Here is a 26,262-nt window from a genome sequence, read left to right on the forward strand (position 1 = left end):
GAGGTGAAGGGCGAGAGCGAGAACTACGGGACCGAGCAGGAACACCTGAACAGCGTGTTCGGCGCCCGGCTGCGCATCACCGCACTGCGCGCCGAGCGCGGGCCCGGCATCGAGCTCCTCGAGTACCTGGCGCCGCGCGACGGCCGGCCGATCCCGCCCGACGAGCGCGCCAACGACGTGGCGCACTGGCAGACCCGCCTGGTCGGCCGCGACGGCTCTGCAGCGGGCTCGCTCGCCAAGGCGCGCGCGACGTTCGTCTCCCCGGGCGCGGTCGCGCTTCGCGGGCGCGAGCTGGGCTTCACACACGGGTTCCTGGTCCGCGATCCCGACGGGCACGTCCTCCAGATCGTGGAGGCGCGATGAGGGTCGTCTCCGTGAACGTCGGTCTGCCGCGCGCGGTCGCATGGCGCGGAAAGACGGTCACGACGGCCATCTTCAAGGAGCCGGTCGCCGGCCGCGTGGCGCTGCGCTCGCTCAACCTCGACGGGGACCGGCAGGCGGACCTCGCGGTTCATGGCGGGCGGGAGAAGGCGGTGTACGCCTACCCCGTCGAGCACTACCGCCACTGGCGGACCGAGCTGGCGGACGCCGCGCTTCCCTACGGGGCGTTCGGTGAGAACCTGACCACCGATGGGCTCCGCGAGGACGCGGTCCACGTGGGCGACCGCTTCCGCGTCGGCTCCGCCGAGCTGCTCGTCACCCAGCCGCGGCTTCCCTGCTACAAGCTGGGCATCCGGTTCGGGCGCGCGGACATGGTGAAGCGTTTCCTGGCGAGCGGCCGCACGGGGCTCTACCTCGCCGTCCTGCGGGAGGGGGAGGTGGGAGCCGGCGACGCGATCGAGCTCGTCGCCCGCGACGAGCTGGGCGTGAGCATCGCCGAGGTCACACGATTGTACGTCGGCGAGCATCCCGACGACGAGGCCCTGCGGCGGGCGACCCGGGTCCCGGCCCTCCCCGCGAGCTGGCGGGCCCACTTCCTGGAAAGGCTCGAGCACCATGGCTGAGACGCTGGAGGAGCGCCGCCTCGAGGAGGACGCTCGCCGTGAACGCAACTGGAAGCGCTGGGGACCGTACCTGGCCGAGCGCCAGTGGGGCACCGTGCGCGAGGACTACTCGCCCGACGGCACCTGCTGGGACTACCTGCCCCACGACCACGCGCGCAGCCGCGCCTACCGCTGGGGCGAGGACGGGCTCCTCGGGATCACCGACCGCGAGGGCCGGCTCTGCTTCGCGCTGGCGCTCTGGAACGAGCGCGACCCCATCCTGAAGGAGCGCCTCTTCGGCCTGACGGGCCCCGAGGGCAACCACGGCGAGGACGTGAAGGAGTGCTACTTCTACCTCGACGCGACGCCCACGCACTCGTACCTGAAGGCGCTCTACAAGTATCCCCAGCGCGCATACCCCTACACCTGGCTGGTCGCGGAGAACCGCCGCCGCGGGAAGCACGACGCCGAGTTCGAGCTGGTCGACACCGGCGTCTTCGACGACGGCCGCTACTTCGACGTCACCGCCGAGTACGCCAAGGCGTCGCCCGAGGACATCCTCGTCCGCCTCACGATCGCGAACCGCGGCCCGGACGCGGCGCCGCTCCACGTGCTCCCCACCCTCTGGTTCCGCAACACCTGGTCGTGGGGCCGCACGGGCGAGGGCTACTGGCCGAAGCCGCGGCTCGCGCGGGCGGGCGACGGGACGATCGTTGCCGAGCACGCCTCGCTCGGCCGCTACCGGCTGGTGGCCGACGGCGCGCCCGGGCTCCTCTTCACCGACAACGAGACCAACGTCGCGCGCCTGTTCGGCGTGCCGAACCCGGTCCCGTACGTCAAGGACGCGTTCCACGACTACGTCGTCCACGGGCGGGCCGACGCCGTGAACCCCGAGGGCCTGGGCACGAAGGCCGCCTGCCACTACCGGCTCGAGATCCCGGCGGGCGGCGCGGTGACGCTCCAGCTGCGCCTCACCGCCGACGCGGAGGCCGCCGGCCCCGACCCGAGCCGCGTCTTCGCGGACCGCATCCGCGAGGCGGACGCGTTCTACGCCCGCCACATCCCCGGGACGCTCGGCGAGGGCGAGCAGGCCGTCGTCCGTCAGGCCTACGCGAGCCTGCTCTGGTCGAAGAAGTTCTACCACTACGTCGTGAAGGACTGGCTCGAGGGCGACCCGGCGCAGCCGCCGCCGCCCCCGAGCCGGCGCGAGGGCCGCAACCACGACTGGCCGCACCTCTACAACCGCGACGTCATCTCGATGCCCGAGGGCTGGGAGTACCCGTGGTACGCCGCCTGGGACCTCGCCTTCCACATGATCCCGTTCGCGCGCGTCGACCCGTCCTTCGCGAAGGAGCAGCTCGTCCTCTTCACGCGCGAGTGGTACATGCACCCGAGCGGCCAGCTGCCGGCGTACGAGTTCGCCTTCGGCGACGTGAACCCGCCGGTGCACGCCTGGTCGGCGTGGCGCGTCTACAAGATGACCGGGCCGCGCGGCGGGCGCGACCGGCTCTTCCTCTCGCGCCTCTTCCAGAAGCTCTGCCTCAACTTCACCTGGTGGGTGAACCGCAAGGACAGCGAGGGGCACCACCTCTTCGGCGGTGGCTTCCTCGGCCTCGACAACATCGGCGTGTTCGACCGCTCCCGGCCGCTGCCGGGGGGCGGCACGCTCGAGCAGGCCGACGGCACCGCGTGGATGGGCTTCTACTGCGTGACCCTGCTCGAGATGGCGCTCGAGCTCGCCCGCGAGGATCCCGCCTGCGAGGACATGGCCTCCAAGTTCTTCGAGCACTTCGTCGCCATCGCCGACGCCATGAACGCGTTCGGCGGCTCGGGCCTCTGGTGTCCCGACGACGGGTTCTACTACGACCAGCTGCTGACGAACGGGCGCGTCGTCCCGCTCCGGGTCCGCTCGATGGTGGGGCTGATCCCACTCCTCGCGTGCACGGTGCTCGACGAGGAGGCGCTCGAGCGCTTCCCCGGGTTCGCGAAGCGCATGCACTGGTTCCTCGACAACCGGCCCGACCTCGCGCGCCACATCGCGTGGGCCGAGACCGGCCGCGGGCGCCGGCTCCTGGCGATCCCGTCGCGCGAGCGGCTGGAGCGGGTGCTCCGCTACATGCTGGACGAGAACGAGCTCCTCTCCCCGCACGGCATCCGCTCGCTCTCGCGGGCGCACCGCGAGCGCCCGTTCGTGCTCACGGTGGACGGGCAGGAGTATGGGGTCCACTACACGCCCGCCGAGTCGGACAGCGGTCTCTTCGGGGGCAACTCCAACTGGCGCGGCCCGGTGTGGTTCCCGCTGAACTACCTGCTCGCCGAGGCGCTCGAGCGCTACCACCACTTCTACGGCGACGACCTGCGCGTCGAGTGCCCCACCGGCTCGGGGCGACACATGAATCTCCATGAGGTCGCGCAGGAGCTCTACCGCCGGCTCGCGGGCCTCTTCGTCCCGGACGCCGACGGCCGCCGCCCCTGCCAGGGGCACGACCCGCGCTTCCGCGACGATCCTCACTGGCGCGACCTCGTCACCTTCGCCGAGTTCTTCTGCGGCGACACCGGCCGGGGGATCGGCGCGCGCTACCAGGGCTGGACGACGCTCGCCATCCGCTGCTTCGAGGATCTGGCGCGCAGCCGCGCCGGGTGACGGGACGCTCATGCGACGGACGCTCGTCCTCGTGGCTCTGGCGCTCGTGGCACAGGTGGCGCGCGCACAGAGCGAGGTACCCCCGCGACGGAAAGGTCCCCTCCTCGCCTGGTTGAAGGCGGGGACCTACCGCGCGTCGTACGCTGCGGAGCCCGCGGTGCACGTCTCGTCGAGCGGGGCGCACGGCATGAACGTCCGCACCTTCTACGACCCGATCCTGGCCGACGACCTGCGCGCCGGCCGGACGGTCTTCCACAAGGGCGCCGCGATGGTGAAGGAGCTGTACTTCGGCGGCACGCAGCAGGTGATCGGCTATTCGGTCATGACCAAGGTCCGGCGGCGGAGCGGCGCCGCGGGCAGGGGCTGGCTCTTCTACGAGACCCTCGATGGCACCAACCGCGGCGTCTCCTTCGGCCGCGGCCTCCCCGTGTGCACGGGCTGCCACCGCTCGGGAGTGGACTACCTGCGCTCGGGCTTCCGTCCGTAGCCCAGGACGCTCAGCCGTGTAGCGGTGACCTGGGGAGGCGAGGGGCCCCGAGCACCTGCCCGGGGGCCCCCGCCGGCTGACCTACTTCTTCGCCTCCGCTTCGACCTTGCCGCCCTTGGCCTTGCAGTCGGCCGCAGTGGTCTTGGTATGGCCCTGACCCTTGCAGGCGTTCTTGCCCGCGCAGGAGTGGCCCGCGCCCGCACAGCTGCCCTGCCCCTTGCAGGCGTTGATGCCGTCGCAGATCACCTGGTCACCGCCGGCCTTCTCCTCGGCCCTGGCGCTGACGGCACCCGACAGGAACAGCATCGCGGCCGCACTGGCAATGAGCAAACCCTTCGTGTTCATCCGACCTCCTTTGGGTTGTGCTGGCGCTTGGACGTCCGGGCGCCGAAGGAGGTTTCAGCTCACCGCTGCCCGAGCAGGCGCTTGATCAGCCCGGCCGCGGGCTCGGCTGCCCGCCGGCCGGGAGCCGAGGAGTGGCCAGCCTCGGCCTCGAGCGCGGCCTGGCGAGCCGCCGCGATCGCGGCGAGGCCGGCAGCCAGCCCGGGGTGGCCGGCGAGGATATCTGTCAACGTTCGCTCGTCGATCCGGTAGAGGACGACCTCGGAGCGCGCGGAGCAGCCGGGCGCGCCGGCGTCTCCGCCCGGGAGCAGCAACTCGCCCGGCCCGAGCGTCGCCGCTTCACCGCCCGCGCCGTTCTGCACGCCGACCTCGCCGGAAGCGATCACGCACAGAGAGTCGCGCCCGATCTGCTCGCCCGGGGCGAACGCGAGCCGGCGCATGCCGCGCGCGCAGCGCCGCCGGCTCTCCTCGTCGAGCCGGCTCAGGGGCTCGACCGCGCCGAGGAGGCGGAGCCCTTCGCTCTGCTCGTGCGCCTCGGCCGCGGCGCGCACGCTGGCCGCGTCGTGAATGGAGACGAGCGTGCGGATGGGGAACGGGATCTCCAGGCCGGCGCGCTGCGCCGCATACCAGAGGCGGGCCCGGACCTCCTCGTCAATGGTCGTGTCGTGCGCGAAGTCGGCGATCCAGTAGCGCAGGGCGTAGAGCACCGCGCTGTCGCCGAAGTCGACCGGGCCGCAGTCCGGCGCGGGGTGGCTCACCACCCCGGCCGTGTCCCGGACCGCGGCCAGCAGGACGCGCCGCACCTCGTGCGGCGGATGGCGGTAGTGAAAGCCGATGCGCACGGTCATGCGGTGCGTTCCCGCGGGCCGCCCGAAGTTGAGCACCTCCTTCGAGACGAGCTCGCTGTTCGGCACGAAGACCGTGTCGCCGTCCTTGGTCTGGATGCGGGTCGAGCGCCAGCCGATCTCGAGGATCTTCCCCACGTGGCTGCCGACCTCGATCCACTCGCCCTGCCGGAGCGTGCGGTCGAGCTGGAGCCCGAGGCCGCTGAAGACGTTCGCGATCGTGCTCTGGAGCGCGAGCCCGACGACGGCGGTCAGCACCGCGGAGGTGGTGACGAGCGAGAAGACGTCGAGGCCGGCGAGACGCAGGAACCCCATGCCGATCGCGACCGCGACCGCGACCTCGATCAGGTCGCGCAGGATCGACGGGACGTGGATGCGGAGCCGCGGCAGGACGAGGTCGAAGACGACGAGGCCGCTCACCCCGACCAGGCCGATCATCAGCGCGAGCACGCTCATGAGCTGGAGGACGCTGCCCGGCGAGGCGACGCCCATCGTGCCGATGGCGACGGCGCCGAGAGACAGCACGACGGCGAGGCCGAGAAAGAGCCGCGCCGGCCCGCCCCGATGCTGCTGGCCGTGCGGGACGAGCCACCGCAGGAGCGGGATGGCGAGCAGCACGAGCGTGGCCGCGACCAGCACGACCACCGCCGGCCCCGCGTCCGCGATCTGGTCCCTGAGGTTCGCGCCCGCCATGGCTACTTGAACAGCGCCGCGCCGGCCTTCGCGATGTCCTCGTCCTCCTGCGGGGTGTTGCCGCTCACGCCGATCGCGCCGACGACCTTGCCGTCCACGGTGATCGGCACGCCGCCCTGCAACGGCGTGGCACCGGGCAGGGCGAGGGCGGCTACCCGGCCGGAGCGGATCTGGTCCTCGAACTCCTTGCTGGGCCTGCGGAAGATCGCCGCCGTCCGGGCCTTCCCGATGCCGACGTCGACGCTCGCCACCTGCGTGTCGTCGAGGCGGTGGAGCACGATGAGATTGCCCCCGTCGTCCACCACCGCGATGACCACGGTCGCGCCTCTCCTGGCCGCCTCCGCCTGAGCGGCGGCCGCGATCTTCATGGCCGCACTCAGGGAGAGCACCTTCTTCACTGCGAGCTCGTCGGCCGCGCGGAGCGTGGAGGCCCCGAGAACGATGGCGGCTGCGACGAGAGCGGCGGACACGGTCCTCATGGCGGCATCCTCCTCGCCTGCGATGCCTTGGATGCCGCCGGCCTGCCGCCCGATACACTGCTCGCCTCGCCGGGGCGGTCTTGCTATGTGCTTCGAGTGGCGCAGCCGCTGCGATGGCGTGAAGTCCTGCAGCGCGAGACCGAGCGCGCCTGGCCGGTCACGCTGGCGGTGGTGACCGGCATCCTCGGGGCGGCGGGCAACATCGTCTTTCGCGCCGCCATTCGCGGCTGCACCTGGCTCTTCCAGGGGCAAGCCGCCCGGCTTGGAGACGGCGGCATCCCCCTGGCCCTCGTCGCCGGCGGCCTCGTCCTGCTGCTCCTCGACCGGCTCTTTCCGGGCGAGGTGCTCGGCTACGGCTTCCCGCGCTTTCTCGAGATGCTGCACCTGCAGGGCGCGCGCGTGAAGCGGCGCTGGATGGTGGTGAAGACGCTCGGGGCGGCGGTGTCGCTGGGAGCGGGCGCGGCCGTCGGCCGCGAGGGGCCCATCGCGCAGATCGGGGGCTCGATCGGCAGCGCCGTCGCCCAGCTGGCGCGCCTCTCCAGCGAACAGCGCAAGATCCTGATCGCCTGCGGCGCCGCCGCCGGCATCGCGACGACCTTCAACGCCCCCCTCGGCGCGCTCATGTTCGCGCACGAGATCGTGCTCCTGGGCGAGGTGCGCCTCGTCAACTTCACGCAGATCGTGATCGCCACCACGACGGCGGTCATCGTCGCGCGCGGCCTCTTCGGAAGCCTGCCGGTCTTCGTGGTGCCCTCCTTTACCCTCGAGAGCTACTGGGAGTGCTTCACCTACGCGGCGCTCGGTGTCGTCCTCGGCCTGTTGGCGGCGGCCTACACGCGCCTCTTCCATGCCGTCGCCGGGTATCTGCGCCGCCTCGCCTGGCCGCGGGCAGCCGTCCTGCTCGCCGGGCTCGCGCTCGTCGGCGTGCTGGACATCCGCGTGCCGGGGAACATCTCGGACGGCTACGGGGTCGTCAACGAGGCGCTCGCCGGCCGGCTCGCCCCTTCGCTCATGGCCATCCTCGCGCTCGCGAAGATCGCCGGCAGCACGCTCTCGCTCGGCTGCGGCGCGCCGGGCGGCGTCTTCGGGCCCATCTTCTTCATCGGGGCCATGACGGGGGGAAGCTTCCGCGCGCTCTCGACGGTGCTCCTGCCCGGGCTGACGGGGCCGCGCGGCTCCTACGCGCTCGTGGGTCTCGGCGCCTTCCTGGCGGCGACCACGCACGCGCCGCTCACCGCGATCTTCCTCCTCTTCGAGATGACCCAGTCCTACGCCGTCGCCGTTCCGGCGTTGATCACCACCATCCTGAGCTTGATGATCGCCACCCGGCTCGAGCCGGAATCCATCGACACGCTCGGCCTCACCGCCGAGGGGAAGAGCCTGCACGCCCCGACGGACCGGGTGGTCCTGGAGCGTATCCCCGTCGCGACGGTCTACCGGCGCGAGTTCGACTCGATCCCGGAGCATCACCCGCTTCCCGAGATCCTCGGCCTGGTCCGGCAGAGCCGCAGCGCGACGTTCCCGGTGGTCGGGGGAGAGGACGAGCTGGTGGGGGTGCTCTCGTTCGCCGCCCTGCGCACGCTCGTCCTCGAGGAGAAGCTCGATCCGCACCTCGAGGCGCGCGACCTCTGCGATCCACCCGCGCTCACGCTCACGCCGGACGACGGGCTCGGCGAGGCGTTCCGCCGCATGGAGGCCGAGGCCCTCGAGGACGTGCCGGTGGTGGATCCGGCCAACCGCCGGCGGCTGCTCGGGATGCTCTCGCGCGCCGACCTCATCGCGGCGTACAACCGCACCGTGGCGACGCTCGGCGCCACCTCGATCCCGACCTGGCTCAAGACCGCCGAGCCGCAGTGGGCCGACCGCTACCGGGTGATGTCCATCGAGGTGCCGCAGCGCTGGGTCGGCCGGAGTCTGCGGGACATCGATTGCCGGGCCCGCTACGGCGTCGCCGTCCTCGCCGTGCACCCACGTGGGCAGCAGGACGACCGTGGGTACGAGCTGCCCGACCCCGACCGGCCCCTGGAGCCGGGCGACGTGCTCGTGCTCGCCGGGACGGCGGAGGGGCTTCGCCTGGCGCGAGCCGCGTGAAGGGCCGGATCGGCGCGGAGCGCGCTCGCAACACGAAAGGAGGGAAACCATGCCGGCACGCAGGAAGTCGAGGAAGACCCCGGCGGGGAAGGGGCTCCAGCCGCTGCGACAGACGCTCCGGCTGCTGGTGAGGGAGAGGTCCAGGCTGGTGGCGCGCGCGCGCACGGAGGCCGCGCGCTACCTCACCACGAGCCGGCAGCGCGCCCTCGGCAGCTTGATGAAGCAGGCGCGCCGCCTGAGGACCGACATCGAGCGGCGCATGAAGCGCGGCCGGCGCGAGTTCGAGGCGCGGGCCGAGAAGGTGCTCACCCGGGTCGAGCACCGAGCGGCTCGGGCGCTGTCCGCCACCATGAAGCGCCTCAACCTGGCGACGCGGGCCGACCTGCGCGGGATCGAGGAGCGGCTGGCGCGGCTCGAGGCGAGGAGCGCCAGGCGCCGAGCCCGCGGTGCCGGCGGAGGAAACGCTCCCGCTGGAGAGATCGGGGTCAGGGAGCGCGAGCGGCTCGTGTCCGGGCCGCCTGCAGCGGGCGCCCGCGCGCCGGGGGACGCACGGTGAGCAACCGGCACGGGCGAGGGTCACCTTGAGCTACGGCGCGACCACGACCTTGCCGTAGCTCTGCCGCGACCCGAGGGCCTCGAGTGCCGCGGGCAGCTCCTCGAGCGGATAGGTCCGGTACACCACCGGCTCGACCTTGCCCTCGCGGTAGAGTGCGAGCAGCGCGGCCAGCGTCTCCGAGATGCGCTCGGGCTGGTGGAGGGCGTGCGCGCCCCAGTGGAGGCCGACGAGCGCGATGTTCTTCAGCAGCACGCGGTTCAGCTTCACCTCCGGGATGCGTCCGCTCGCGAAGCCGATCACCAGGAGCCGCCCGTTCCAGGCGATGCACCTGAGCGAGCCGTCGAACACGTCGCCCCCGACCGGATCGTAGATGACGTCCGCGCCGTGGCCGTCGGTCGCCGCGCGCACCTGGTCGACCCAGTCGGCACCCCGGTAGTCGATGGCGACGTCGGCGCCCGCGCGGCGCGCCACCGCGAGCTTGTCGGCGCCGCCCGCGGTCGCGATGACACGCGCGCCGAGCGCCTTGCCGATCTGCACGGCGGCGATGCCGACGCCGCCGGCCGCCGCGTGCACGAGGAGCGTCTCGCCGCGGCGGAGACCCGCTCGGAACACGAGCCCCGCGTACGACGTCGGATAGACGATCGGGAAGGAGGCGCCCGCCTCGAACGACATGCCCTCCGGCATGCGCCACGCACCGGGCGCCGGCACCACCGCGCGCTCCGCGAAGGCGCCGAGCGGCACCGAGGCGAGGACGCGGTCGCCCGCGGCGAAACCCTCCACGCCGGCGCCGACGGCGCGCACCACGCCGGCCAGCTCGGCGCCCGGGACGAACGGGAAGGGCGGCTTCACCTGGTACTGCCCGCGCACCATGAGGAGGTCGAAGAAGTTGCAGCCCGCCGCCCGCACCTCGACGGCGAGCGTCCCGGGCGCCAGCTCGGGTTCCGGCGCCTCGCGTACCCGCAGGTCCGCGGGCTCCATCCAGCGGTCGACGACGATCGCGCGCATGCGCTACTCTATCGCCGACGACGCGGGGCCGACGCAACCCGCGCGAAAGGAGCGCCACATGCTCGAGGCCGCCCAGCTCGGCAACGTCGCCACGCGGCTCCTGTTCGAGAACGAGCGCGTGAAGGTGTGGGAGATGGGGCTCGAGCCCGGCGAGTCGTCGGACCTCCACCGCCACACGCTCGACTACCTCCTCTACATCCTCGAGGGCACGAGCATCGACGCGGACCGGCCGGACGGCGAGTCGTTGCGCTTCTCGGTGGAGCCCGGCCAGATCTTCTTCGTGCCGCGGGGCGGCACGGAGCGCGCCGTCAACCGGAGCGGGACGCGCTTCCGCGAGTTGCTGGTCGAGCTGAAGGACGGGGGTGCGTGCGCACCGGACCCGCTCACCTGATCGCGTCCACCACCTTCGTCCCGGCCGGCGGGTCGAGGTCGACCGCGGTCGTCTCGAGGAGGCGCGCGATCATCATGTAGTAACCGACGGTGAGGATCAGCTCGACGATCTCCTGCGCGGAGAGGCGCCGGGCGAGCTCGGCGAAGGTCGCGTCGGAGGCGCGCACGTCGCGCACCACCTCGGTCGTGAAGCGGAGCACCGCGCACTCGAGCGGATCGAAGGCGTCGGCCGCGATGTCGCCGCGCTCGAGGGCGGCGATCTGGGCGTCGGCCGCACCCGTCGCCTGCGCGATCGGCACGTGCTGCACCCACTCGTAGCGCGCCGGGGAGAGGGCGGCGACGCGCAGGATGGCCAGCTCGCGGAGCTTCGCCGAGAGCTTCTGGCGCCCGAGGATGGCCGTGCCGAGCCCGACCAGCGGGCGGAAGTCGTTCTCCGCGTGCGCCATCATGCGGAAGACGTTCAGGTTCACGGGGAGCCGGTCGAGCACCTCGTGCACGTGCTCCGGCGCGCTGGCGGGATCGACGTAGGGGAGGCGGGCCACGCGGTTCTCCTTCAGGCCATGAAGAGGCCGCCGTTCACGTCGAGCGAGACGCCGTTGATGTAGGAGGCCTCGTCCGAGGCGAGGAAGGCGATCGCGGCGGCCTGCTCGTCGGGGGTCGAGATGCGCTTGATGGGCATGAAGTGGCCGTACGCGGTGAGGCGGACAGAGCGCTCCTCCGGCGTCTCGCCGGCGCGGCCGGCACGCAGGAGCGGCGTGTCGACGCCGCCCGGGCAGATGGCGTTCACGCGCACGCCGCGCGGGCCGTAGTCGAAGGCGAGGTGACGCGTGAGGCCGAGGAGCCCCGCCTTGCTCGCCGTGTAGGCGGCCCCGGCGTTCGCGCTCTTCGAGCGCCCGGCGAGGGAGGAGACGTTCACCACCGCACCGCACCCGCGCGCTGCCATGCCCGGAAGGAGTGCGCGGCACCAGTAGAAGGTGCCGCTCAGGTTGACGGCGAGGACGAGGTTCCAGCGCGCGTCGTCGAGCTCCGTGATGTCGCTCCCGACGGCGTCGCCGATGCCGGCCACGTTGGCGAGCACGTCGACGGAGCTCAGGTCACGCTCGATCGCCTGCGCCGCCGCCGCGACCTGCGCGCTGTCGGCGACGTCGCAGGCGTAGGCCCGCGCCGTGCCGCCAGCGGCGCGGATGGCGGCCGCCGTCTCCTCGGCGCCGACCAGGTGCCGGTCGACCGCCGCGACCCGGGCGCCCTCGCGCGCGAGGCGGGCGGCCGTCGCCTTCCCGATACCGCTCGCCGCGCCTGTCACGACGGCGACCCGGCCGGCGAAGCGCGTGGACTCACCCGCCATGTGCGTCGGCAGGCTAGCCAACGACGCGCGCCCGAGTCAACGCGGTGGGAGTCATCAACGCGGGTGGGAGTCTTGACCGGGCGGCATGTCCCCGAGTAAGCGCGACCACATGACGCGCGTGGCCGGGGCCTTCCTTCTCTCCGTGCTCGTCGCCGCACCCGCCGCGGCCGGGTGGACCCCGCGCGCCTGGGCCGACGCGAGCACCATCGAGCTGCGCACGACCGCCGCCGGCGAGGCCGCGCACTGGTTTCGCGTCTGGCTGGTGGTGATCGACGACCAGGTCTACGTCCGCCTCGGACCGCGCGCCGCGGGGCGGATCGAGAAGAACCAGACGGCGCCCTTCGTCGGCGTGCGGATCGCGGGGGAGCAGCTCGAGCGCGTGCGCGGAGAGCCGGCGCCGGACTACGCCGAGCGGGTGGCGAAGGCGATGGCGGCCAAGTACTGGAGCGATGTCATCGTCCGGCACTTCTCACATCCCCTCACGCTCCGGCTGGTGCCGGAGCCAGGCGGCGCTCAGCAGCAGTAGCCCGATCCCGGCGGAGCGATCATGGCCGTTCCTTCGGCGCGCTCGCCGTGCAGCGTGAGCCGTCGCCGACCTCGGGCGCGGTCGCGATCACGCGCGTGATGTGGCGCTTGGCCTCCGCCACCGCGTCCTCCAGGCCACGTCCGAGGGCGAGCGCGGCCGTGATCGCGGCCGAGAGCACGCAGCCCGTGCCGTGGAGGCGTCGGCCCTCGATGCGGGACGCGCGCAGCTCGCGGAACCCGCGGCCGTCGTAGAGCACGTCGACCGCATCGCCCGCGAGGTGACCGCCCTTGAGGAGCACGCCGCGGGCGCCCAGCCCGACCAGCGCGCGCGCCGCCTCGCGCATCTCGGCGACGGTCGTGACCGCGCGGCCCGTCAGCACCTCCGCCTCGTGGAGGTTCGGCGTGACGAGCGTGGCGAGGGGCAGGAGGCGGTCGCGGAGCACGGCGATCCCGGCAGGCTCGAGCAGCACGTCCCCGCTGGTCGCCGCCATCACCGGGTCGACGACCAGGGGCGGCAGCGGCCGCGCCCGCAGGCGGGCGACGACGGCGTCGATCACGCCGGCGCGGTGGAGCATGCCGGTCTTCGCCGCGCGCACCTCGAGCTCGTCGAGCACGGCATCGAGCTGCCGGGCGACGAAGGCCGGCGCGACCTCCGCGATCGCCTGCACGCCGCGCCTGTCCTGCGCCGTGAGCGCGGTCACGACGCTCGCGCCGTACACGCCGAAGGCCGCGAAGGTGCGGAGATCGGCCTGGATGCCCGCCCCGCCGCTCGGGTCGGAGCCCGCGATGGTGAGCGCGACGGGGACGCCGGTCACGCCGCCCGGCCGGCGCCGGCCTCGGGCCGCGGCGGGAGGCCGTAGGCCTCGCGCACGTTGTCGCCGAGGAGCGGCCGGCGCGCGGAGGGCGGCAGGAGCCCCACCAGCTCGGTCAGCTCCTTCACGTACTCCGGTGGGTGATCGGGGTGCGGAAAATCGGAGGCCCAGAAGAAGCGCCGCTCGCCGACCAGCGGGATCACGCCCACGAGCGAGCGCTCGTCGGGATCGCACGAGATCCAGCACTGGCGCTGGAAGTAGAAGCTCGGCTTCTCCTTCAAGGGGACGCTGCGGCCGAGCGGCGAGGCGTGGACCGCGTCCATGCGCTCGAGCCAGTGGCCGATCCAGCCCGCGCCCGACTCGAGCACCACCACCTTCAGGCGCGGGAACTTCTCGAACACGCCGAACTGGAAGAACGAGGTGAAGGCGTGGCGCACGGCGTCCGGCGCGGTCACGTTGATGAGGAAGGCGAGCGAGGCGTCGGTCATGCGCCCGAAGCGCCCGGGCGCGGCCCAGAAGGGCTCGAAGGTCGGGTGGATGCCGACCGGGAGGCCGGTCTCCTCGGCGAGGCGGAAGACGCGGTCGTGGTCGGGATGACCCGGCGGCTTCCTCGTCATGACGAAGGGCGCGACGAAAACGCCCTTCACGCCGTCGCGCGCCGCGCGCTCGAGCTCGCGCTCGGCCGCCTCGGGGAGACCGAGGGAGATGTGCGCGATCGGCACCAGGCGGCCGCCGCCGTCGCGGCAGAAGTCGACGATCCAGCGGTTGTAGGCGCGCGTGTAGGCCTGCGCCAGCTCGAGGTCCTCGCACTCGGCCTCCCACAGGACGCCGAGCGTGGGGTAGAGGATGCCGGCGGCGAGGTTCTCGCGCTCGAGCCGCTCGAGGCGCTCCTTCGCGTCCCACGCGCCGAGGCCGGCGTTGTCGAGGTACATGAGGCCGGTCGGCGCACGGGGCGGGGGCGGGATCTTCCCCACCAGGTCCATCGCGCCCAGGCCGGCGGGCAGGTTCTTGCGGACCATTTTGGACGGCTTGCCGGCGATCTCCAGGTACTCGAGGCCGTCGGACCCCCTGCGCACGCCGAGCGGGCGGTCCCGATGGGCGGGCTCGAGGTAGCGGTCCCAGAGGTCGGGCGGCTCGAGGATGTGCCCGTCGGCATCGATCGCGCCGTCCCAGGGCAGGCGGTGAAGCACGCGGGGAGGATAATGGAGGCGGCCGGCTGACGAAAGCGCCCGGCCAGGAGGTGCACTCACGCCGCCGCGCAGTGCCCGCCCCGTTGACGCATCCCGTGGCCCGCGCTACGCATCGCCTTCGAACCACCACACAAGGAGGATTGTCATGGCGATCCAACTGGGGGACATCGCGCCCGACTTCGAAGCGGAGACCACGGAGGGGAAGATCCGCTTCCACGAGTGGGTCGGCAACAAGTGGTGCCTGCTCATGTCGCATCCCAAGGACTTCACGCCGGTCTGCACCACGGAGCTCGGCTACGTCGCGAAGATCAAGGCCGAGCTCGAGAAGCGCAACTGCAAGGCCATCGCGGTGAGCGTGGACGACATCAAGTCGCACAAGGGCTGGCTCGGCGACATCGAGGAGACGCAGCACGCCAAGATGAACTTCCCGCTCATCGGCGATCCGGACCGGAAGGTCTCGAACCTCTACGGCATGATCCACCCGAAGGCGAACGACACGCTCACCGTGCGCTCGGTCTTCCTCATCGACCCGAACAAGAAGGTGCGGGCGATGATCACCTACCCCGCGAGCACGGGGCGCAACTTCGACGAGATCCTGCGCGTCCTCGACTCGCTCCAGCTGACCGACCAGTACCAGGTGGCGACGCCCGTCAACTGGAAGCAGGGCGACGACTGCGTGATCGTGCCGTCGCTCACGGATCCGGCGGAGCTGAAGCGCAAGTTCCCGAAGGGCTACAAGGCACTCAAGCCCTACCTCCGGATGACGCCGCAGCCGAACCGCTGAGCTGGCGCCCGCGTGACGGCGGCGCCCGCCGCCGTCACCGGAGCACCGCCGCCACCAGCATGAAGCCCGTGACGTAGGTCCCGAGCGCGCCCACGAAGCGCAGCGGGTCGGTCCGGTCGAGGCTCTTCGCCAGGATCATCCCGAGCGCGTGCAGGTAGCGGCACGCGGTCGCGGCCACGAAGGTCCATGTCACGAAGCGCCCCGGCTGCTGCGAGCCCAGGTACAGGATCAGGATGGCCAGCATGGGTGCGTATTCGGCGGCGTTCCCGTGCGCCCGCACCATCTTGTAGAGCCGGTCGGTCGGGTCGACCGTGTAGGCGAAGTTCGTCCTGGTCGACCCCCGCAGCGCCGACACCCCGAACCCGAGTCCGAACACGAGCAGCCCCAGCATACCCGTGCAGAAGACGGCGACATTCATCCCGGCCCCCCTCCTTTCGTACCCGTCCAGCGAAAACACCGGATTTGGGAGAAATGCAAATCCTCTGCTAAGAGGCGCCATGCCCGGCAACCTGAGTCGCGAGGCCCTCGAGAAGCTCGTGCGCGGCGGCGAGATCGACACGGTCCTGGTCGCCTTCCCCGACTTGCAGGGCCGGCTCATGGGAAAGCGTGTCACCGGGAGCTTCTTCCTGGACCAGGTGGCGCGCGGCGGGATGCATGCCTGCGCCTATCTCCTCACGGTCGACGTCGACATGACGCCGCTCCCCGGCTACCGCATGGCGAGCTGGGCGACCGGCTACCAGGACTTCCACGCCGTGCCCGACTGGACGACGCTCCGCCGCATCCCCTGGCTCGAGAAGACGGCGCTCGTCCTGTGCGATCTCGAGGACGAGCATCACCAGCCCATCGAGGCGTCCCCGCGCCGCATCCTCCAGCGCCAGGTCGAGCGCGCGGCCGCGCGCGGCTACCGGGTCCACGTCGCCTCCGAGCTCGAGTTCTTCCTCTTCAGGGATTCCTACGAGACGGCGCGGAGGAAGCGCTACAGCGGCCTCCAGCCGATCGGCTACTACGCCGAGGACTACCACATCCTGCAGACCACCAAGGAGGAGTTCGTCCACCGCGACATCCGAAACGGCATGCTGGGCGCCGGCATCCAGGTCGAGTCGAGCAAGGGCGAGTGGAGCGCCGGGCAGCAGGAGATCAACCTGCGCCACGGCGAGCCCATCCCCACCGCCGACGACCACGTCATCTACAAGAACGGCGCCAAGGAGATCGCGCACGCGAAGGGCGTCAGCATCACCTTCATGGCGAAGGTCGACATGAGCCAGGCCGGGTCGAGCTTTCACCTGCACTCGAGCCTGTGGAACAGGGCCGGGCGGCGGAACCTCTTCCACGAGCAGGGGAAGCCGCACGGCTCGGCGCTCTTCGGCCACTGGGTGGCGGGCCAGATGGCGTGCGCGCGCGAGCTCGCGTGGTTCTATGCGCCCTACGTCAACTCCTACAAGCGCTACCAGGCGGGGACGTTCGCGCCCACGCGCATCGCCTGGTCGTGGGACAACCGTACGACCGGCTTTCGCCCGTGCGGCGAAGGCCCGTCGCTCCGGGTCGAGAACCGCATCCCCGGCGCGGACGCGAACCCCTACCTGGCCTTCGCCGCGACCATCGCCGCCGGCCTCCACGGCGTCGAGAAGAAGTTGAAGCCGCCGCCCCTCTACCGCGGCAACGCCTACGAGGACGACCGCCTGCCGCGGGTGCCGGGCTCGCTGCGTGAGGCGGTGGCGGCCCTCGAGAAGGGCAAGGTCGCGCGCGAGGCCTTCGGCGAGGAAGTCTACGAGCACTACCTGCACACGGCGCGGCTCGAGCTCGAGGCGTTCGACAAGGTGGTCACGAGCTGGGAGCTCGAGCGGAACTTCGAGAGGATCTGAGGGATGCGGCTGGCGGGCAAGATCGCGTTCATCACCGGGGCGGGGATGGGGCAGGGACGCGAGGGCGCGCTGCTCTTCGCGAAGGAGGGCGCATCGGTCGTCGTCGCCGACATCGACCCCAAGGCGGCCAGGGAGACGGTCACGATGATCGAGCGCCGGGGCGGGCAGGCGCTCGCGGTCGTGGGCGACGTCGCGAAGGAGGCCGACGTGAAGCGCATGATCGCCGCCGGCGCGAAGCGCTTCCGCGGCCTGCACATCCTCTACAACAACGCCGGCGTCCTCTGGAAGGACAAGGACAGGTCGGTCCTCGACACCAAGGAGGCCGACTGGGACCGCGTGCAGGCGATCAACCTGAAGGGGCCGTTCCTCGTGATGAAGCACGGCATTCCCCACCTGATCCGCTCGGGCGGCGGCTCGATCATCAACGTGGGCTCGGTCTCTGCCCTGGCCGGCTTCACCGTAGCGCAGGACTCGTACACCAGCGCCAAGGGCGCGCTCATCTCGCTCACGAAATCGATCGCCATCCAGCTCGCGCGCCAGAACGTGCGCTGCAACATCATCCACCCCGGGATCATCGACACGCCGATGCAGGCGCCCCATCTGAAGGACCCGGCCAAGCGGAAATCGTTCGAGGACGCGATCCCGCTCGGCCGGATCGCGCACCCGCGCGAGATCGCGCACGTCGCGCTCTTCCTCGCCTCGGACGAGTCGTCCTACGTGACGGGCGCGGAGATCGTGGCCGACGGGGGGTTCACGGCGCAGTAGACCCCACGCTTCACCCGACGGCTGTTTGCACCAGCGGCGCGAAAAGTGACAAGCTCCCACGCGTTCGCGTGACGCCCACCACCCACCTCGCGCTGGACGACATCAAACTGGGCGACCTGGCGCTCTGGCTCCGCCCCGACCGCGAGGGCATCTTCGCGAAGCTCCGCGCCGAGCGCCCGGTGTCGTTCCACGAGGAGGCCGACTTCCCGGGCGTGCCGAAGGGGCCCGGCTTCTGGGCGGTGACGCGCTACGCGGACGTCGTGCGGGCGAGCATGGACGCGGAGGCCTTCGTCTCCGGGCACGGCGTCAGCATCCCCGACCAGACGCCCGAGCTGAACGAGTTCTTCGGCTCGATGATCAGCATGGACGCCCCCCGGCACACGAAGCTCCGGAAGCTGGTGAGTGCCGGGTTCACCCCCCGCACCATCAAGCAGGTCGAAGAGGCCGTGCGGGCGCAGGCGCGCCGGATCGTCGATGCGGTGGCCCCCAAGGGGGCGTGCGACTTCGTCGAGGAGGTCGCCGCGGCGCTCCCCCTGCGCATCATCTGCGACATGATGGGCATCCCCGAGTCCGACCACCGGCGCATCTTCGAGCTCACGAACATCATCCTCGGCGTGGGCGATCCCGAGTACGCCAGCAGCCGCGACGACCTCATCGCGGCGGCGCTCGAGCTCTTCCAGTACGCCCAGGCGCTCGCGGACGCGCGCCGCACCCACCCCCGCGACGACATCACCACGGCCCTCATCCAGGCCGAGGTCGACGGCGAGCGCCTGACCAGCCAGGAGCTCGGGTCGTTCTTCATCCTCCTCGTGGTCGCGGGCAACGAGACGACGCGCAACGCGATCAGCCACGGCATGAAGGCGCTCACCGACTTCCCCGCCGAGCGCGCGCGATGGATGGCCGATTTCGAGCGGATCGCGCCGGCCGCCGTCGAGGAGATCGTACGCTGGGCCACGCCCGTGATCCACTTCCGGCGCACGGCGACGCGCGACGTCGAGATCGGCGGGCAGCCGATCCGCGCCGGCGACAAGGTCGTTCTCTGGTACAACTCGGCGAACCGCGACGAGGCGTTCTGGACCGATCCCTACCGCTTCGACGCCACGCGCACGCCGAACGACCACCTCGGCTTCGGGGCGGGCGGCCCGCACTTCTGCCTGGGCGCGAACCTCGCCCGCCGCGAGATCAAGGTGATGTTCGACGAGCTGCTGCACCGCCTGCCCGACATCCACGTCACGGGGGCGCCCGACATGCTCCAGTCGGCGTTCATCCACGGCATCAAGCGCATGCGGGTCGAGTTCACGCCGGCGCGCTGAGGCGCCGCCGCCGGATGAGCTCACGCCGATCTGGCGCCGCGGCGCCGAGCCGCCGTCGGCCACCGGCGCCGGCATGAGGTCGCTCAGTCACCCGGCGGTCGGCTCCAGCGCCTTCTTCGCTACCATGCCCACTCGCGTCCGCGTGTCGCCGACGCCGCGGATCAGCTTCCCCCGATCGCCCGCCGCTCCAGAACCACGCCGCCCTTGACCACTGCCCGGATACGCGCGAGCGCATCGAGGTTCTGCGTCGGATCGCCGTCCACCAGCAGCAGATCGGCGCGCTTGCCCTCGGCGACCACGCCGAAGTCGGGCTCCTTCCCGTCGGCGAGGAAGCGTGCCGCGTCGAGGGTCGCGGCGCGGATCGCCTGGGCGGGCGTCAAGCCCGACTCGGCGAGGAGATGGAGCTCGCGGTGGAGGCCGGCGCCGGGAAAAACGCCCGCCTGCATGTCGCTGCCGGCGAGGATCGTGACGCCGGCCTCGTGCAGGCGCCGCACGTTGTCGCGCCAGGCGCCGCGCTGCGCCCTCATCTTCTCGAGGTAGGGGCCGAAGAAGGAGAAGTCGTAGCTGGCCGGAACGTGGTCGAAGGCGGCGAGGACGTCCGCCGGCGCGGTCTCGCGCTCGAGCGGCGTCGGCGGGCGCGGCCCCTGACCGATCAGCGCGTAGCTCTCGAACACGACCGTGGTTGCCACCATCGGGATGCGGAAGGCGGCGAGCTCGGGGATGGTCTCGTCCGCGATGCGCTCCTTGTAGACGCCGTGCATCCAGGCGGCCACGCCGGCGCGCGCGGCGTCGAGCGCGTCCTCGACCGTGCCGATGTGCGCCACGGCCCGCACGCCGCGGCGGCGCGCCTCGTCCACCACGGCCGCGAGCACCTCGCCGCGGATGCGCGGCGCCTGGTCGGGGAGGTGGTCGACGCCGATCTTGATCACGTCGGCGCCCTTGCCGACCACCTCGTCCACCGCGCTGCGCGCCGCTTCGGGAGTGTCGACCTGCACCGCGAGGCGCGGGATCAGGTACCAGCGGAGCCACCACGGCGCGAGCTGGCGCAGGACGGGCACGGGATGACCGCCGGGCGCAGTGAACATGGGCCCGGCGGCGTAGATGGTCGGCCCGAGCAGCTCGCCGCGCTCGACGCGCTCCCGGCGCGGGAAGATCTGGCTCGCGATGTCCGCGGGGTCGAGGATGGTGGTCACGCCGCAGTAGAGGTAGGCGCGCAGGTTGGCGTCGAGGTCGGGCAGCCCGCCCCGCCAGGGGGGCGCGGGGTTGCCGCCCACGTGCCCGTGCATGTCGATCAGGCCGGGCAGGAGGGTGGCGCCGCCGCCCGCGATCGTGGCGGCGCCCGGCGGAGGGCTCACGGTTCCCGCTGCCGCCACGCGGCTCACGCGGTCGCCCACCAGCAGCACGTCGCGGTGCGGCACGAGCGTCCCCGCCTCGACATCGAGGACGGGCACGTCGCGGATGAGGAGCGCGGGCGGCGGGTGCTCCGGCCGCCGCACCAGTTCGGGTGGCCGCGAGCAGGCGGCGAGGAGGACGAGGCCGGCGACGAAGCGGCGCAGGATCAGTACCCGTCCAGCCGCGCCATCCGGTCGCGGTGCCAGGCCGCGTCGCCGAAAGTGAGCTGCGCGGTGCGCGCGCGCTTCAGGAAGAAGCCGATGTCGTGCTCGTCGGTCATGCCGATGCCGCCGTGTATCTGCACGCCCTCGTTGCCGATCAGCACGAAGGCATCCGAGCAGCGGGCCTTCGCGATGCTGGCGGCGCGCGCGACGGCGGTGTCGTCGCGCCCCTCGTCGATCACGCGGTGCGCGTGCATGACGGCCGAGCGCGCGAGCTCGAGCTCGACGAACATCCGCGCCGCGCGGTGCTTGAGCGCCTGGAAGCTCCCGATCGGCACGTCGAACTGGATGCGCGTCTGCAGGTAGTCGATCGTCATCTCGAAGGCGGCGCGCATGCTGCCCAGCATCTCGGCGGTGAGACCGATCGTCGCCCGGTCGAGGACGCGCGCCAGGAGCGCGCCGGCGCGGCCGACCTCGCCGAGCACGGCGTCGGCCTCGACGCGGGCATCGGCCAGGTGGAGGAGCGCCGCGCCCCGGCCGTCGACACGCACCTGCCGCTCGAGCGCCACGCCGGGCGCGTCGGGGCGGATCACGAACAGCGTGATGCCGTCGACGTCGCCCGCCCCGCCGGCCGTGCGCGCCGACACGGCGAGGCGGTCCGCGGCGGCGCCATCGAGCACCTGGATCTTCTCGCCGCGGAGCCGCCAGCCGCCGCCGGCACGCTCGGCACGCGTCTCGACGTGGTGCGGGTCGTAGCGGCTGCCGGGCTCCTGCCAGGCGAGCGCGAGGAAACGCTCCCCCGCGGCCGCCGCGGGGAGGTGCTCACGGCGCTGCGCATCGCTGCCGCCGAGCAGGATGGCGTTCGCGCCGAGGAGGACCGTCGACAGCATCGGTTCGGGCATGAGGCCGCGCCCGAGCTCCTCCATGACGACCATCAGGTCCCGGTAGCCGAGCCCGAGGCCGCCGTGCTCCTCCGGCAGGATGATGCCCGTCCAGCCGAGCCGCGCCATCTCGCGCCAGAGCGCGCGCGAGAAGCCGTCCGGATCGGCCGTGTCGCGCAGCGCGCGGATGCGCTTCAAGGACGAACGCCCCGCGACGAACTCGCGTGCCGTGTGCTGGAGGAGCTCCTGCTCCTCCGAGAGGACCAGGTCCATCAGTCGTCGGGGAGCCCGAGCACGCGCTTGGCGATGATGTTGAGCTGGATCTCCGAGGTGCCGCCCTCGATCGAGTTGCCGCGCGAGCGGAGCCAGTCGCGCGTGGTCCTGAGCTCCTCCTCCGCGAACCCCGGGCCCTCCCAGCCGAGCGCCTGCGGCCCCAGCATCTCCACCATCAGCTCGCGGCGGCGCTGGTTCAGCTCCGTCCCGTAGAGCTTGAAGATCGACGACTCGGGCCCGGGCTTGTGGCCGGCCTTGGCGCCGTCGCGCGCGCGCGCGAGCGTGAGATCGAGACAGGCCTGGTCCATCTCGATCTGCGCGATGCGGTCACGGACGCGCGCATCCGCGACGCGCCCGCTCTCCTCGCCGACGTAGCGGCGGGCGAGCGACACGAGCCGCGTCGCGTCGTCGCGTTCCTTGAACGCGTCGGCGATCATGGTGCGCTCGTGGCCGAGGAGGGCCTTCGCGAGCAGCCAGCCGCCGTTCACGCGCCCGACCACGTTGCGCACCGGCACGCGTACGTCGGCGAGGAACGTCTCGCAGAAGGGCGAGGAGCCGCTGATCAGCTTGATCGGCCGGACCGTCACGCCCGGCGTCTCCATGTCCATGAGCAGGAAGGTGATGCCCGAGTGCTTGGGCGCCTCGAAGTCGGTGCGCACGAGGAGGAACATCCAGTCCGCCTTGTCGGCGAACGAGGTCCACACCTTCTGCCCGTTCAGCACGAAGACGTCGCCGTCGCGCACGGCCCGGGTCTGGAGGCCCGCCAGGTCGGAGCCCGCACCCGGCTCGGAGTAGCCCTGGCACCAGCGGATCTCGCCGCGCACCATGGGCGGCAGGTGCTCGCGCTTCAACTCCTCGCTGCCCTCCTGCAGCAGGAGCGGGCCGATCATGGAGAGGCCGAAGCCGATGAGCGGCGGGCGAAGACGCAGCTTCGCCATCTCCTCCGCCAGCACCTTCGCCTCGGCCTTCGAGAGCGCGCCGCCGCCGTACTCGCGCGGCCAGGTGGGCGCGGTCCAGCCGCGCTCGGCCGTCACGTCGAGCCAGCGCTTGACGTCGTCGGGGTAGCGCGCCTTTCTGCCGCCCCAGCAGACCTCGTCGGGACTCTGCGGCGGCGTGTACATCGACGCCGGGGCGTTCGCGACCAGCCAGCGGCGGGTCTCCTCGCGGAAGCTCTCCAGGTCGGCCATGGCGGCCGACGCTAGTCGAGCCCGCGCCTTAGATCAACGGACGGCGCGGGTCAGGGCCACCAGGCGGTCGTCATCTGGGTCAGCTCGGCGGCGGCCCATGCCGCTTCCTCGGCGGCGTCGGGCCACACGATCCACTGGGGGTCGTCCTCCGGGGTGGCGGAGGCGGCAGCGGGCTCGAGGCTTCCCACGCCCTCCGGGTCGGGCTCGAACTGTGCCAGCTCCTGCGTCGGGTCCATCGTCCACTCCTCCCGCGACACGCGAGGCGGCGTCGAAAGAAGCCTCTCTACTCCTCTGGACACCCGCCGGCAAGGCGGCTAAGGCCGCCGCATGACGTCACTCAAGTCCTACGGCGAATGGGCGCTCGTCACCGGCGCGTCGGCGGGTATCGGCACGGCGTTCGCCCGCAAGCTCGCGGCGCAGAGCGTCAACGTGGTCCTGGTCGCGCGCCGGGCGGACCGGCTGAAGGCGCTCGGCACCGAGCTGAGCGAGAAGCATGGCGTGAAGACGCGCGTCATCCCCGAGGACCTCGAGCGCGACGGCGTGGCCGAGCGCCTGGTCGAGTGGGTGCGCGACCTCGAGATCGGCATCCTGATCAACAACGCCGGCTTCAGCAGGGTGGGGCGGTTCGACCGGGTCCCGCGCGATCGGATCCTGGGGATGATCCGCGTCAACTGCCTCGCGGTCGCGGCGCTCACGCACGCCTTTCTCCCCGCGATGCAGGCCCGGCGACGGGGCGCCGTCATCATCGTGTCGTCGGTGGCCGGCTACCAGCCGCTCGGCTTCGCGGCCACCTACGGGGCGACCAAGGCCTTCGACCTGATGCTGGGCGAGGCGCTGTGGGTGGAGAACCGGACGACGGGTGTGGACGTGCTCGCGCTCTCGCCGGGGCCGGTCGACACCGAGTTCCAGGCGGTCGCCGGGGAGAAGCCCCATCCGGGCGCCACGCCCGAGAGCGTGGTCGAGACGGCCTTCGCCGCGCTCGGCAAGAAGCCCTCGGTCATCGTGGGCGGGCTCAACAAGGCCCGCGCGTGGTCGCTTCGCCTCGCGCCGCGCAAGCAGGTGGCGCGGCTCGCGATGGGGGTGATGCGGGGCTACGTCTCGGAGGAGCTGCGCTAGGAGGCTGTCCGAGTACCCATGTCGGCTGCGGCGAACGATCCGGGGGCTGCGAGTCGCGCCCTCTTGGTCGTGGCGGTCGTCGTGGCGGTCGTGTGCGGAACCCTCGCGCCGGGGCCGGCCGCCGCGGGGTGCACCCTCCGCAGCGAGGCGAGCCGGCTCGAGAAGAGCGTCCGCCTGGCGGCGCGCTGTAACGACCGGATCCTCCGCTCCGGCCCCGGCACGATCTGCAAGCAGAGCCCGCCTCCCGCCTGCGCCGGCACGCTCGTGACCGACGCCGTCGCCCTCGGCTACGGGTCGAACGACCCGCCGAGCGCGGCGGTCGACCACCGGCTGCTCAAGGCGCAGCTCAACTGCCAGAAGCGAATCGGCAGGGCCATGGCGAGCTACGTCGGCCGCAAGCTCCGCGACCGGGTGAACGGCATCCCCGAGGCGAAAGCCGACGTCAGGGCGCGGAGGCAACTCGACAAGCTGCGCAACAAGTGCCTCGTCATCGTCGCCCAGGACGCGAGCGGGGTGGTGGTGCCTGCCGTCGGGCCGCAGTGCGCCGCAGCGCTCCCGCCGCCCGGGAGCGGGGTCGACAGCGCGGCGCTGCGCGGCTGCCTGCACACGCTCCTCGGCGTGTGGGTCGAGCGCTGGGGTCCGAACCCGCAGCCGCTCCGCCCGAACATCGTCTTCATCCTGACCGACGACCAGCGCTGGGACACGACCGGCGCGACCCACTCGCCTTCGGCGGCGGCCATCATGCCGCGCACGCGGGCCGAGCTGGCGGACCATGGCGTCGAGTTCCCCCAGGCTTTCATGACCACGCCGCTCTGCTGCCCGAGCCGATCGAGCATCCTCTCCGGGCAGTACTCGCACCGGACGGGGGTCTACAAGAACGGCGGCAACAACGGCGGGGCGGACGACTTCGATGACACTTCCTCGGTCGGCACCTGGCTGCAAGCGGCCGGCTACCGGACGAGCCTCATCGGGAAGTGGCACGGCATGAAGAACGTCGGGTACTTCAACTACAGGATCGTCGAGCCCGACGGCATGGGCGGCTACGTCGAGAACTTCCACGGGAGACGCCCCACGGGCCGTTCATCGCCGCCCCCCGCCACGACGGCCTGTTCCAGACGATCGCTCCCTGGCGGCCGCCGAGCTACAACGAGGCCGACGTGTCCGGTAAGCCGACCTGGGTGCAGAACACGCCGCTCCTCGACGCGCAGGGGATGGCGGACATGGACCAGCTCCGCATCGACCAGCTCGAGATGCTGCAGGCGGTCGACGAGGCGATCGGCGGGAGCACGACGTACGGCATCACCGGCATCATGGAACACCTCCGCAACCTCGGCATCGCCGACGACACGATGGTCGTCTTCTTCTCGGACAACGGCTTCCTCTGGGGCGAGCACCGCATGCAGGCGAAGAACAAGCCCTTCGAGGAGGCGATCCGCTCGCCCATGCTGGTCTACTACCCGAAGCTCGCGCCGCTGCCGCGCACGGAGACGCGCTTCGCGCTCAACATCGACCTGGCCTCCACCTTCGCCGAGCTGGCGGGCGCGAGCGTGCCGATCACGCAGGACGGGAGGAGCCTGGTGCGCGTGATCGACGGCACCCAGCCGACCTGGCGCACGGACTTCCTGACCGAGGGCTGGCCCGGAAGCCACCCGTGGGCCACGGTGCACGAGGCGCAGTGGAAGTACACCGAGACGGCCGTCACTCCGGGCGATCCCAACACCGTCTTCGAGCTCGAGCTGTACGACCTGGTGAACGACCCGTACGAGCTGACCAACGTCGCGAACGATCTGCAGCACGCGGGGCGCATCGCGGCGATGGCGGCGCGGCTCCGCCAGCTCCGGCCCAACTGGCCCATCGACTCGGACCCGAACGGGCCCGATCCGCCGGAGGCGGACGAGTAAACGCCGGGCGCTGCCCGCGGACCGGGGCGCTGACCCGCGGGCGCGGTTCGGCTATCATTGCAGCGGATGACCCAGGAGGAGCGCTTCCAGAAGGCGGTCGAGCTTCTCCAGGAGGCCTACCGCCTGCAGATGGAGGGCGAGCTGGACGCCGCCATCGAGCGCTACCAGCAGTCGATCGCGCTCCACCCCACCGCCGAGGCGCACACCTTCCTCGGCTGGACCTACAGCTTCCAGGGGCGG

The 26,262-nt window shown here is 71.9% G+C and carries 26 protein-coding genes and 1 pseudogene; 14 read left to right on the forward strand and 13 right to left on the reverse strand.

From position 1 onward, the window contains the following. The first annotated feature begins 359 nt into the window (after window positions 1-359). The 3 genes from E6J59_14200 to E6J59_14210 are packed head-to-tail and all read left to right on the forward strand — an operon-like array spanning window position 360 to window position 4,114. A complete protein-coding gene (locus tag E6J59_14200) occupies window positions 360-1,004 on the forward strand; it encodes an MOSC domain-containing protein (protein TMB18556.1) in 645 nt (214 codons plus the stop codon). Next, complete coding sequence (locus tag E6J59_14205; GenBank protein ID TMB18557.1) at window positions 997-3,627, forward strand: glucosidase; 2,631 nt, start codon at window positions 997-999, stop codon at window positions 3,625-3,627. The genes E6J59_14200 and E6J59_14205 overlap by 8 nt, the downstream gene beginning before the upstream one ends. A gap of 10 nt (window positions 3,628-3,637) precedes the next feature. After that, on the forward strand, window positions 3,638-4,114 hold the full coding sequence (locus E6J59_14210) for a hypothetical protein (protein TMB18558.1): 477 nt from the start codon (window positions 3,638-3,640) through the stop codon (window positions 4,112-4,114). 81 nt (window positions 4,115-4,195) lie between these two features. On the opposite strand, the gene E6J59_14215 is transcribed toward E6J59_14210, so the two are convergent. Genes E6J59_14215 through E6J59_14225 form a run of 3 tightly spaced genes read right to left on the reverse strand, consistent with a single transcriptional unit; the run spans window position 4,196 to window position 6,473 of the window. Beyond that, the gene (locus E6J59_14215) at window positions 4,196-4,459 is read right to left on the reverse strand and encodes a hypothetical protein (GenBank protein TMB18559.1); all 264 of its coding nucleotides are present in this window, start codon (window positions 4,457-4,459) and stop codon (window positions 4,196-4,198) included. Window positions 4,460-4,518: 59 nt separating this feature from the next. After that, window positions 4,519-5,994: a mechanosensitive ion channel gene (locus E6J59_14220; GenBank protein TMB18560.1), complete on the reverse strand. Its 1,476-nt coding sequence runs from the start codon at window positions 5,992-5,994 to the stop codon at window positions 4,519-4,521. Window positions 5,995-5,996: 2 nt separating this feature from the next. Then, a complete protein-coding gene (locus tag E6J59_14225; protein TMB18561.1) occupies window positions 5,997-6,473 on the reverse strand; it encodes a heme-binding protein in 477 nt (158 codons plus the stop codon). Here E6J59_14225 and E6J59_14230 point away from each other — a divergent pair. Beyond that, on the forward strand, window positions 6,264-8,564 hold the full coding sequence (locus E6J59_14230; GenBank protein ID TMB18562.1) for a CBS domain-containing protein: 2,301 nt from the start codon (window positions 6,264-6,266) through the stop codon (window positions 8,562-8,564). The genes E6J59_14225 and E6J59_14230 overlap by 210 nt on opposite strands. 49 nt (window positions 8,565-8,613) lie before the next feature. Next, window positions 8,614-9,120 (forward strand): hypothetical protein, encoded by a 507-nt coding sequence (locus E6J59_14235; GenBank protein TMB18563.1) that lies wholly within the window; start codon window positions 8,614-8,616, stop codon window positions 9,118-9,120. A gap of 30 nt (window positions 9,121-9,150) precedes the next feature. Here E6J59_14235 and E6J59_14240 read toward each other — a convergent pair whose 3' ends face one another. Beyond that, window positions 9,151-10,125: an NADPH:quinone oxidoreductase family protein gene (locus E6J59_14240; protein TMB18564.1), complete on the reverse strand. Its 975-nt coding sequence runs from the start codon at window positions 10,123-10,125 to the stop codon at window positions 9,151-9,153. Between E6J59_14240 and E6J59_14245 the strand changes: the two genes are divergently transcribed. After that, window positions 10,124-10,516 (forward strand): cupin domain-containing protein, encoded by a 393-nt coding sequence (locus E6J59_14245; protein TMB18565.1) that lies wholly within the window; start codon window positions 10,124-10,126, stop codon window positions 10,514-10,516. The genes E6J59_14240 and E6J59_14245 overlap by 2 nt on opposite strands. Here the strand turns inward: E6J59_14245 and E6J59_14250 are convergent. Then, a complete protein-coding gene (locus E6J59_14250) occupies window positions 10,509-11,057 on the reverse strand; it encodes a carboxymuconolactone decarboxylase family protein (GenBank protein TMB18566.1) in 549 nt (182 codons plus the stop codon). The genes E6J59_14245 and E6J59_14250 overlap by 8 nt on opposite strands. Window positions 11,058-11,068: 11 nt before the next feature. Continuing rightward, on the reverse strand, window positions 11,069-11,860 hold the full coding sequence (locus tag E6J59_14255; protein TMB18567.1) for an SDR family oxidoreductase: 792 nt from the start codon (window positions 11,858-11,860) through the stop codon (window positions 11,069-11,071). Between the two features lie 109 nt (window positions 11,861-11,969). Between E6J59_14255 and E6J59_14260 the strand changes: the two genes are divergently transcribed. After that, window positions 11,970-12,386 (forward strand): hypothetical protein, encoded by a 417-nt coding sequence (locus E6J59_14260; GenBank protein TMB18568.1) that lies wholly within the window; start codon window positions 11,970-11,972, stop codon window positions 12,384-12,386. Between the two features lie 19 nt (window positions 12,387-12,405). On the opposite strand, the gene thiD is transcribed toward E6J59_14260, so the two are convergent. Both thiD and E6J59_14270 read right to left on the reverse strand, forming a co-directional pair. Next, on the reverse strand, window positions 12,406-13,200 hold the full coding sequence (gene thiD, locus E6J59_14265; GenBank protein ID TMB18569.1) for a bifunctional hydroxymethylpyrimidine kinase/phosphomethylpyrimidine kinase: 795 nt from the start codon (window positions 13,198-13,200) through the stop codon (window positions 12,406-12,408). Next, window positions 13,197-14,387, reverse strand: coding sequence for an amidohydrolase (locus E6J59_14270; protein TMB18570.1), 1,191 nt, complete (start codon window positions 14,385-14,387; stop codon window positions 13,197-13,199). Before E6J59_14270 ends, thiD begins: the two co-directional genes overlap by 4 nt. A 145-nt stretch (window positions 14,388-14,532) precedes the next feature. Between E6J59_14270 and E6J59_14275 the strand changes: the two genes are divergently transcribed. Continuing rightward, window positions 14,533-15,171, forward strand: coding sequence for a peroxiredoxin (locus E6J59_14275; protein TMB18571.1), 639 nt, complete (start codon window positions 14,533-14,535; stop codon window positions 15,169-15,171). Window positions 15,172-15,205: 34 nt separating this feature from the next. Here the strand turns inward: E6J59_14275 and E6J59_14280 are convergent, their stop codons facing one another. Further along, window positions 15,206-15,589, reverse strand: coding sequence for an MAPEG family protein (locus E6J59_14280; protein ID TMB18572.1), 384 nt, complete (start codon window positions 15,587-15,589; stop codon window positions 15,206-15,208). A gap of 79 nt (window positions 15,590-15,668) precedes the next feature. On the opposite strand from E6J59_14280, the gene E6J59_14285 reads away from it, so the two are divergent. The 3 genes from E6J59_14285 (at window position 15,669) to E6J59_14295 (ending at window position 19,111) form a co-directional block, all read left to right on the forward strand. Further along, a complete protein-coding gene (locus E6J59_14285; GenBank protein TMB18573.1) occupies window positions 15,669-17,033 on the forward strand; it encodes a glutamine synthetase in 1,365 nt (454 codons plus the stop codon). Window positions 17,034-17,036: 3 nt separating this feature from the next. Beyond that, window positions 17,037-17,798: a glucose 1-dehydrogenase gene (locus tag E6J59_14290; GenBank protein TMB18574.1), complete on the forward strand. Its 762-nt coding sequence runs from the start codon at window positions 17,037-17,039 to the stop codon at window positions 17,796-17,798. A 68-nt stretch (window positions 17,799-17,866) separates the two neighbouring features. Beyond that, on the forward strand, window positions 17,867-19,111 hold the full coding sequence (locus tag E6J59_14295) for a cytochrome P450 (GenBank protein ID TMB18575.1): 1,245 nt from the start codon (window positions 17,867-17,869) through the stop codon (window positions 19,109-19,111). A 161-nt stretch (window positions 19,112-19,272) separates the two neighbouring features. Here E6J59_14295 and E6J59_14300 read toward each other — a convergent pair whose 3' ends face one another. The 4 genes from E6J59_14300 to E6J59_14315 form a co-directional block, all read right to left on the reverse strand. Beyond that, window positions 19,273-20,607, reverse strand: a complete 1,335-nt coding sequence (locus tag E6J59_14300; protein TMB18576.1) for a hypothetical protein — start codon at window positions 20,605-20,607, stop codon at window positions 19,273-19,275. 62 nt (window positions 20,608-20,669) lie between these two features. Then, on the reverse strand, window positions 20,670-21,818 hold the full coding sequence (locus tag E6J59_14305; protein TMB18577.1) for an acyl-CoA dehydrogenase: 1,149 nt from the start codon (window positions 21,816-21,818) through the stop codon (window positions 20,670-20,672). Then, window positions 21,818-23,005 carry an acyl-CoA dehydrogenase gene (locus tag E6J59_14310; protein ID TMB18578.1) on the reverse strand — a complete coding sequence of 396 codons (1,188 nt, stop codon included), beginning with the start codon at window positions 23,003-23,005 and terminating at the stop codon, window positions 21,818-21,820. Before E6J59_14310 ends, E6J59_14305 begins: the two co-directional genes overlap by 1 nt. Before the next feature lie 50 nt (window positions 23,006-23,055). After that, window positions 23,056-23,241 (reverse strand): hypothetical protein, encoded by a 186-nt coding sequence (locus tag E6J59_14315; GenBank protein ID TMB18579.1) that lies wholly within the window; start codon window positions 23,239-23,241, stop codon window positions 23,056-23,058. A 91-nt stretch (window positions 23,242-23,332) separates the two neighbouring features. Between E6J59_14315 and E6J59_14320 the strand changes: the two genes are divergently transcribed. From E6J59_14320 to E6J59_14330, 3 genes and pseudogenes are all read left to right on the forward strand, one after another. Next, window positions 23,333-24,121, forward strand: coding sequence for an SDR family oxidoreductase (locus E6J59_14320; protein ID TMB18580.1), 789 nt, complete (start codon window positions 23,333-23,335; stop codon window positions 24,119-24,121). Between the two features lie 18 nt (window positions 24,122-24,139). Beyond that, a pseudogene (locus E6J59_14325) lies at window positions 24,140-25,111 on the forward strand (hypothetical protein). 167 nt (window positions 25,112-25,278) lie between these two features. Then, window positions 25,279-26,022, forward strand: coding sequence for a hypothetical protein (locus E6J59_14330; protein TMB18581.1), 744 nt, complete (start codon window positions 25,279-25,281; stop codon window positions 26,020-26,022). The last annotated feature ends 240 nt before the right edge of the window (window positions 26,023-26,262 follow it).

The sequence above is a fragment of the Deltaproteobacteria bacterium genome (assembly GCA_005879795.1).
GTDB lineage: Bacteria > Desulfobacterota > Binatia > DP-6 > DP-6 > DP-6.

Bases quoted from the DNA above. Each gene is read 5' to 3' on its own strand.
- E6J59_14200 (TMB18556.1), top strand. From the start codon at position 360: ATGAGGGTCGTCTCCGTGAACGTCGGTCTGCCGCGCGCGGTCGCATGG.
- E6J59_14205 (TMB18557.1), top strand. From the start codon at position 997: ATGGCTGAGACGCTGGAGGAGCGCCGCCTCGAGGAGGACGCTCGCCGT.
- E6J59_14210 (TMB18558.1), top strand. From the start codon at position 3,638: ATGCGACGGACGCTCGTCCTCGTGGCTCTGGCGCTCGTGGCACAGGTG.
- E6J59_14215 (TMB18559.1), bottom strand. From the start codon at position 4,459: ATGAACACGAAGGGTTTGCTCATTGCCAGTGCGGCCGCGATGCTGTTC.
- E6J59_14220 (TMB18560.1), bottom strand. From the start codon at position 5,994: ATGGCGGGCGCGAACCTCAGGGACCAGATCGCGGACGCGGGGCCGGCG.
- E6J59_14225 (TMB18561.1), bottom strand. From the start codon at position 6,473: ATGAGGACCGTGTCCGCCGCTCTCGTCGCAGCCGCCATCGTTCTCGGG.
- E6J59_14235 (TMB18563.1), top strand. From the start codon at position 8,614: ATGCCGGCACGCAGGAAGTCGAGGAAGACCCCGGCGGGGAAGGGGCTC.
- E6J59_14245 (TMB18565.1), top strand. From the start codon at position 10,124: ATGCGCTACTCTATCGCCGACGACGCGGGGCCGACGCAACCCGCGCGA.
- E6J59_14240 (TMB18564.1), bottom strand. From the start codon at position 10,125: ATGCGCGCGATCGTCGTCGACCGCTGGATGGAGCCCGCGGACCTGCGG.
- E6J59_14255 (TMB18567.1), bottom strand. From the start codon at position 11,860: ATGGCGGGTGAGTCCACGCGCTTCGCCGGCCGGGTCGCCGTCGTGACA.
- E6J59_14260 (TMB18568.1), top strand. From the start codon at position 11,970: ATGACGCGCGTGGCCGGGGCCTTCCTTCTCTCCGTGCTCGTCGCCGCA.
- E6J59_14275 (TMB18571.1), top strand. From the start codon at position 14,533: ATGGCGATCCAACTGGGGGACATCGCGCCCGACTTCGAAGCGGAGACC.
- E6J59_14280 (TMB18572.1), bottom strand. From the start codon at position 15,589: ATGAATGTCGCCGTCTTCTGCACGGGTATGCTGGGGCTGCTCGTGTTC.
- E6J59_14285 (TMB18573.1), top strand. From the start codon at position 15,669: ATGCCCGGCAACCTGAGTCGCGAGGCCCTCGAGAAGCTCGTGCGCGGC.
- E6J59_14290 (TMB18574.1), top strand. From the start codon at position 17,037: ATGCGGCTGGCGGGCAAGATCGCGTTCATCACCGGGGCGGGGATGGGG.
- E6J59_14305 (TMB18577.1), bottom strand. From the start codon at position 21,818: ATGGACCTGGTCCTCTCGGAGGAGCAGGAGCTCCTCCAGCACACGGCA.
- E6J59_14310 (TMB18578.1), bottom strand. From the start codon at position 23,005: ATGGCCGACCTGGAGAGCTTCCGCGAGGAGACCCGCCGCTGGCTGGTC.
- E6J59_14315 (TMB18579.1), bottom strand. From the start codon at position 23,241: ATGGACCCGACGCAGGAGCTGGCACAGTTCGAGCCCGACCCGGAGGGC.
- E6J59_14320 (TMB18580.1), top strand. From the start codon at position 23,333: ATGACGTCACTCAAGTCCTACGGCGAATGGGCGCTCGTCACCGGCGCG.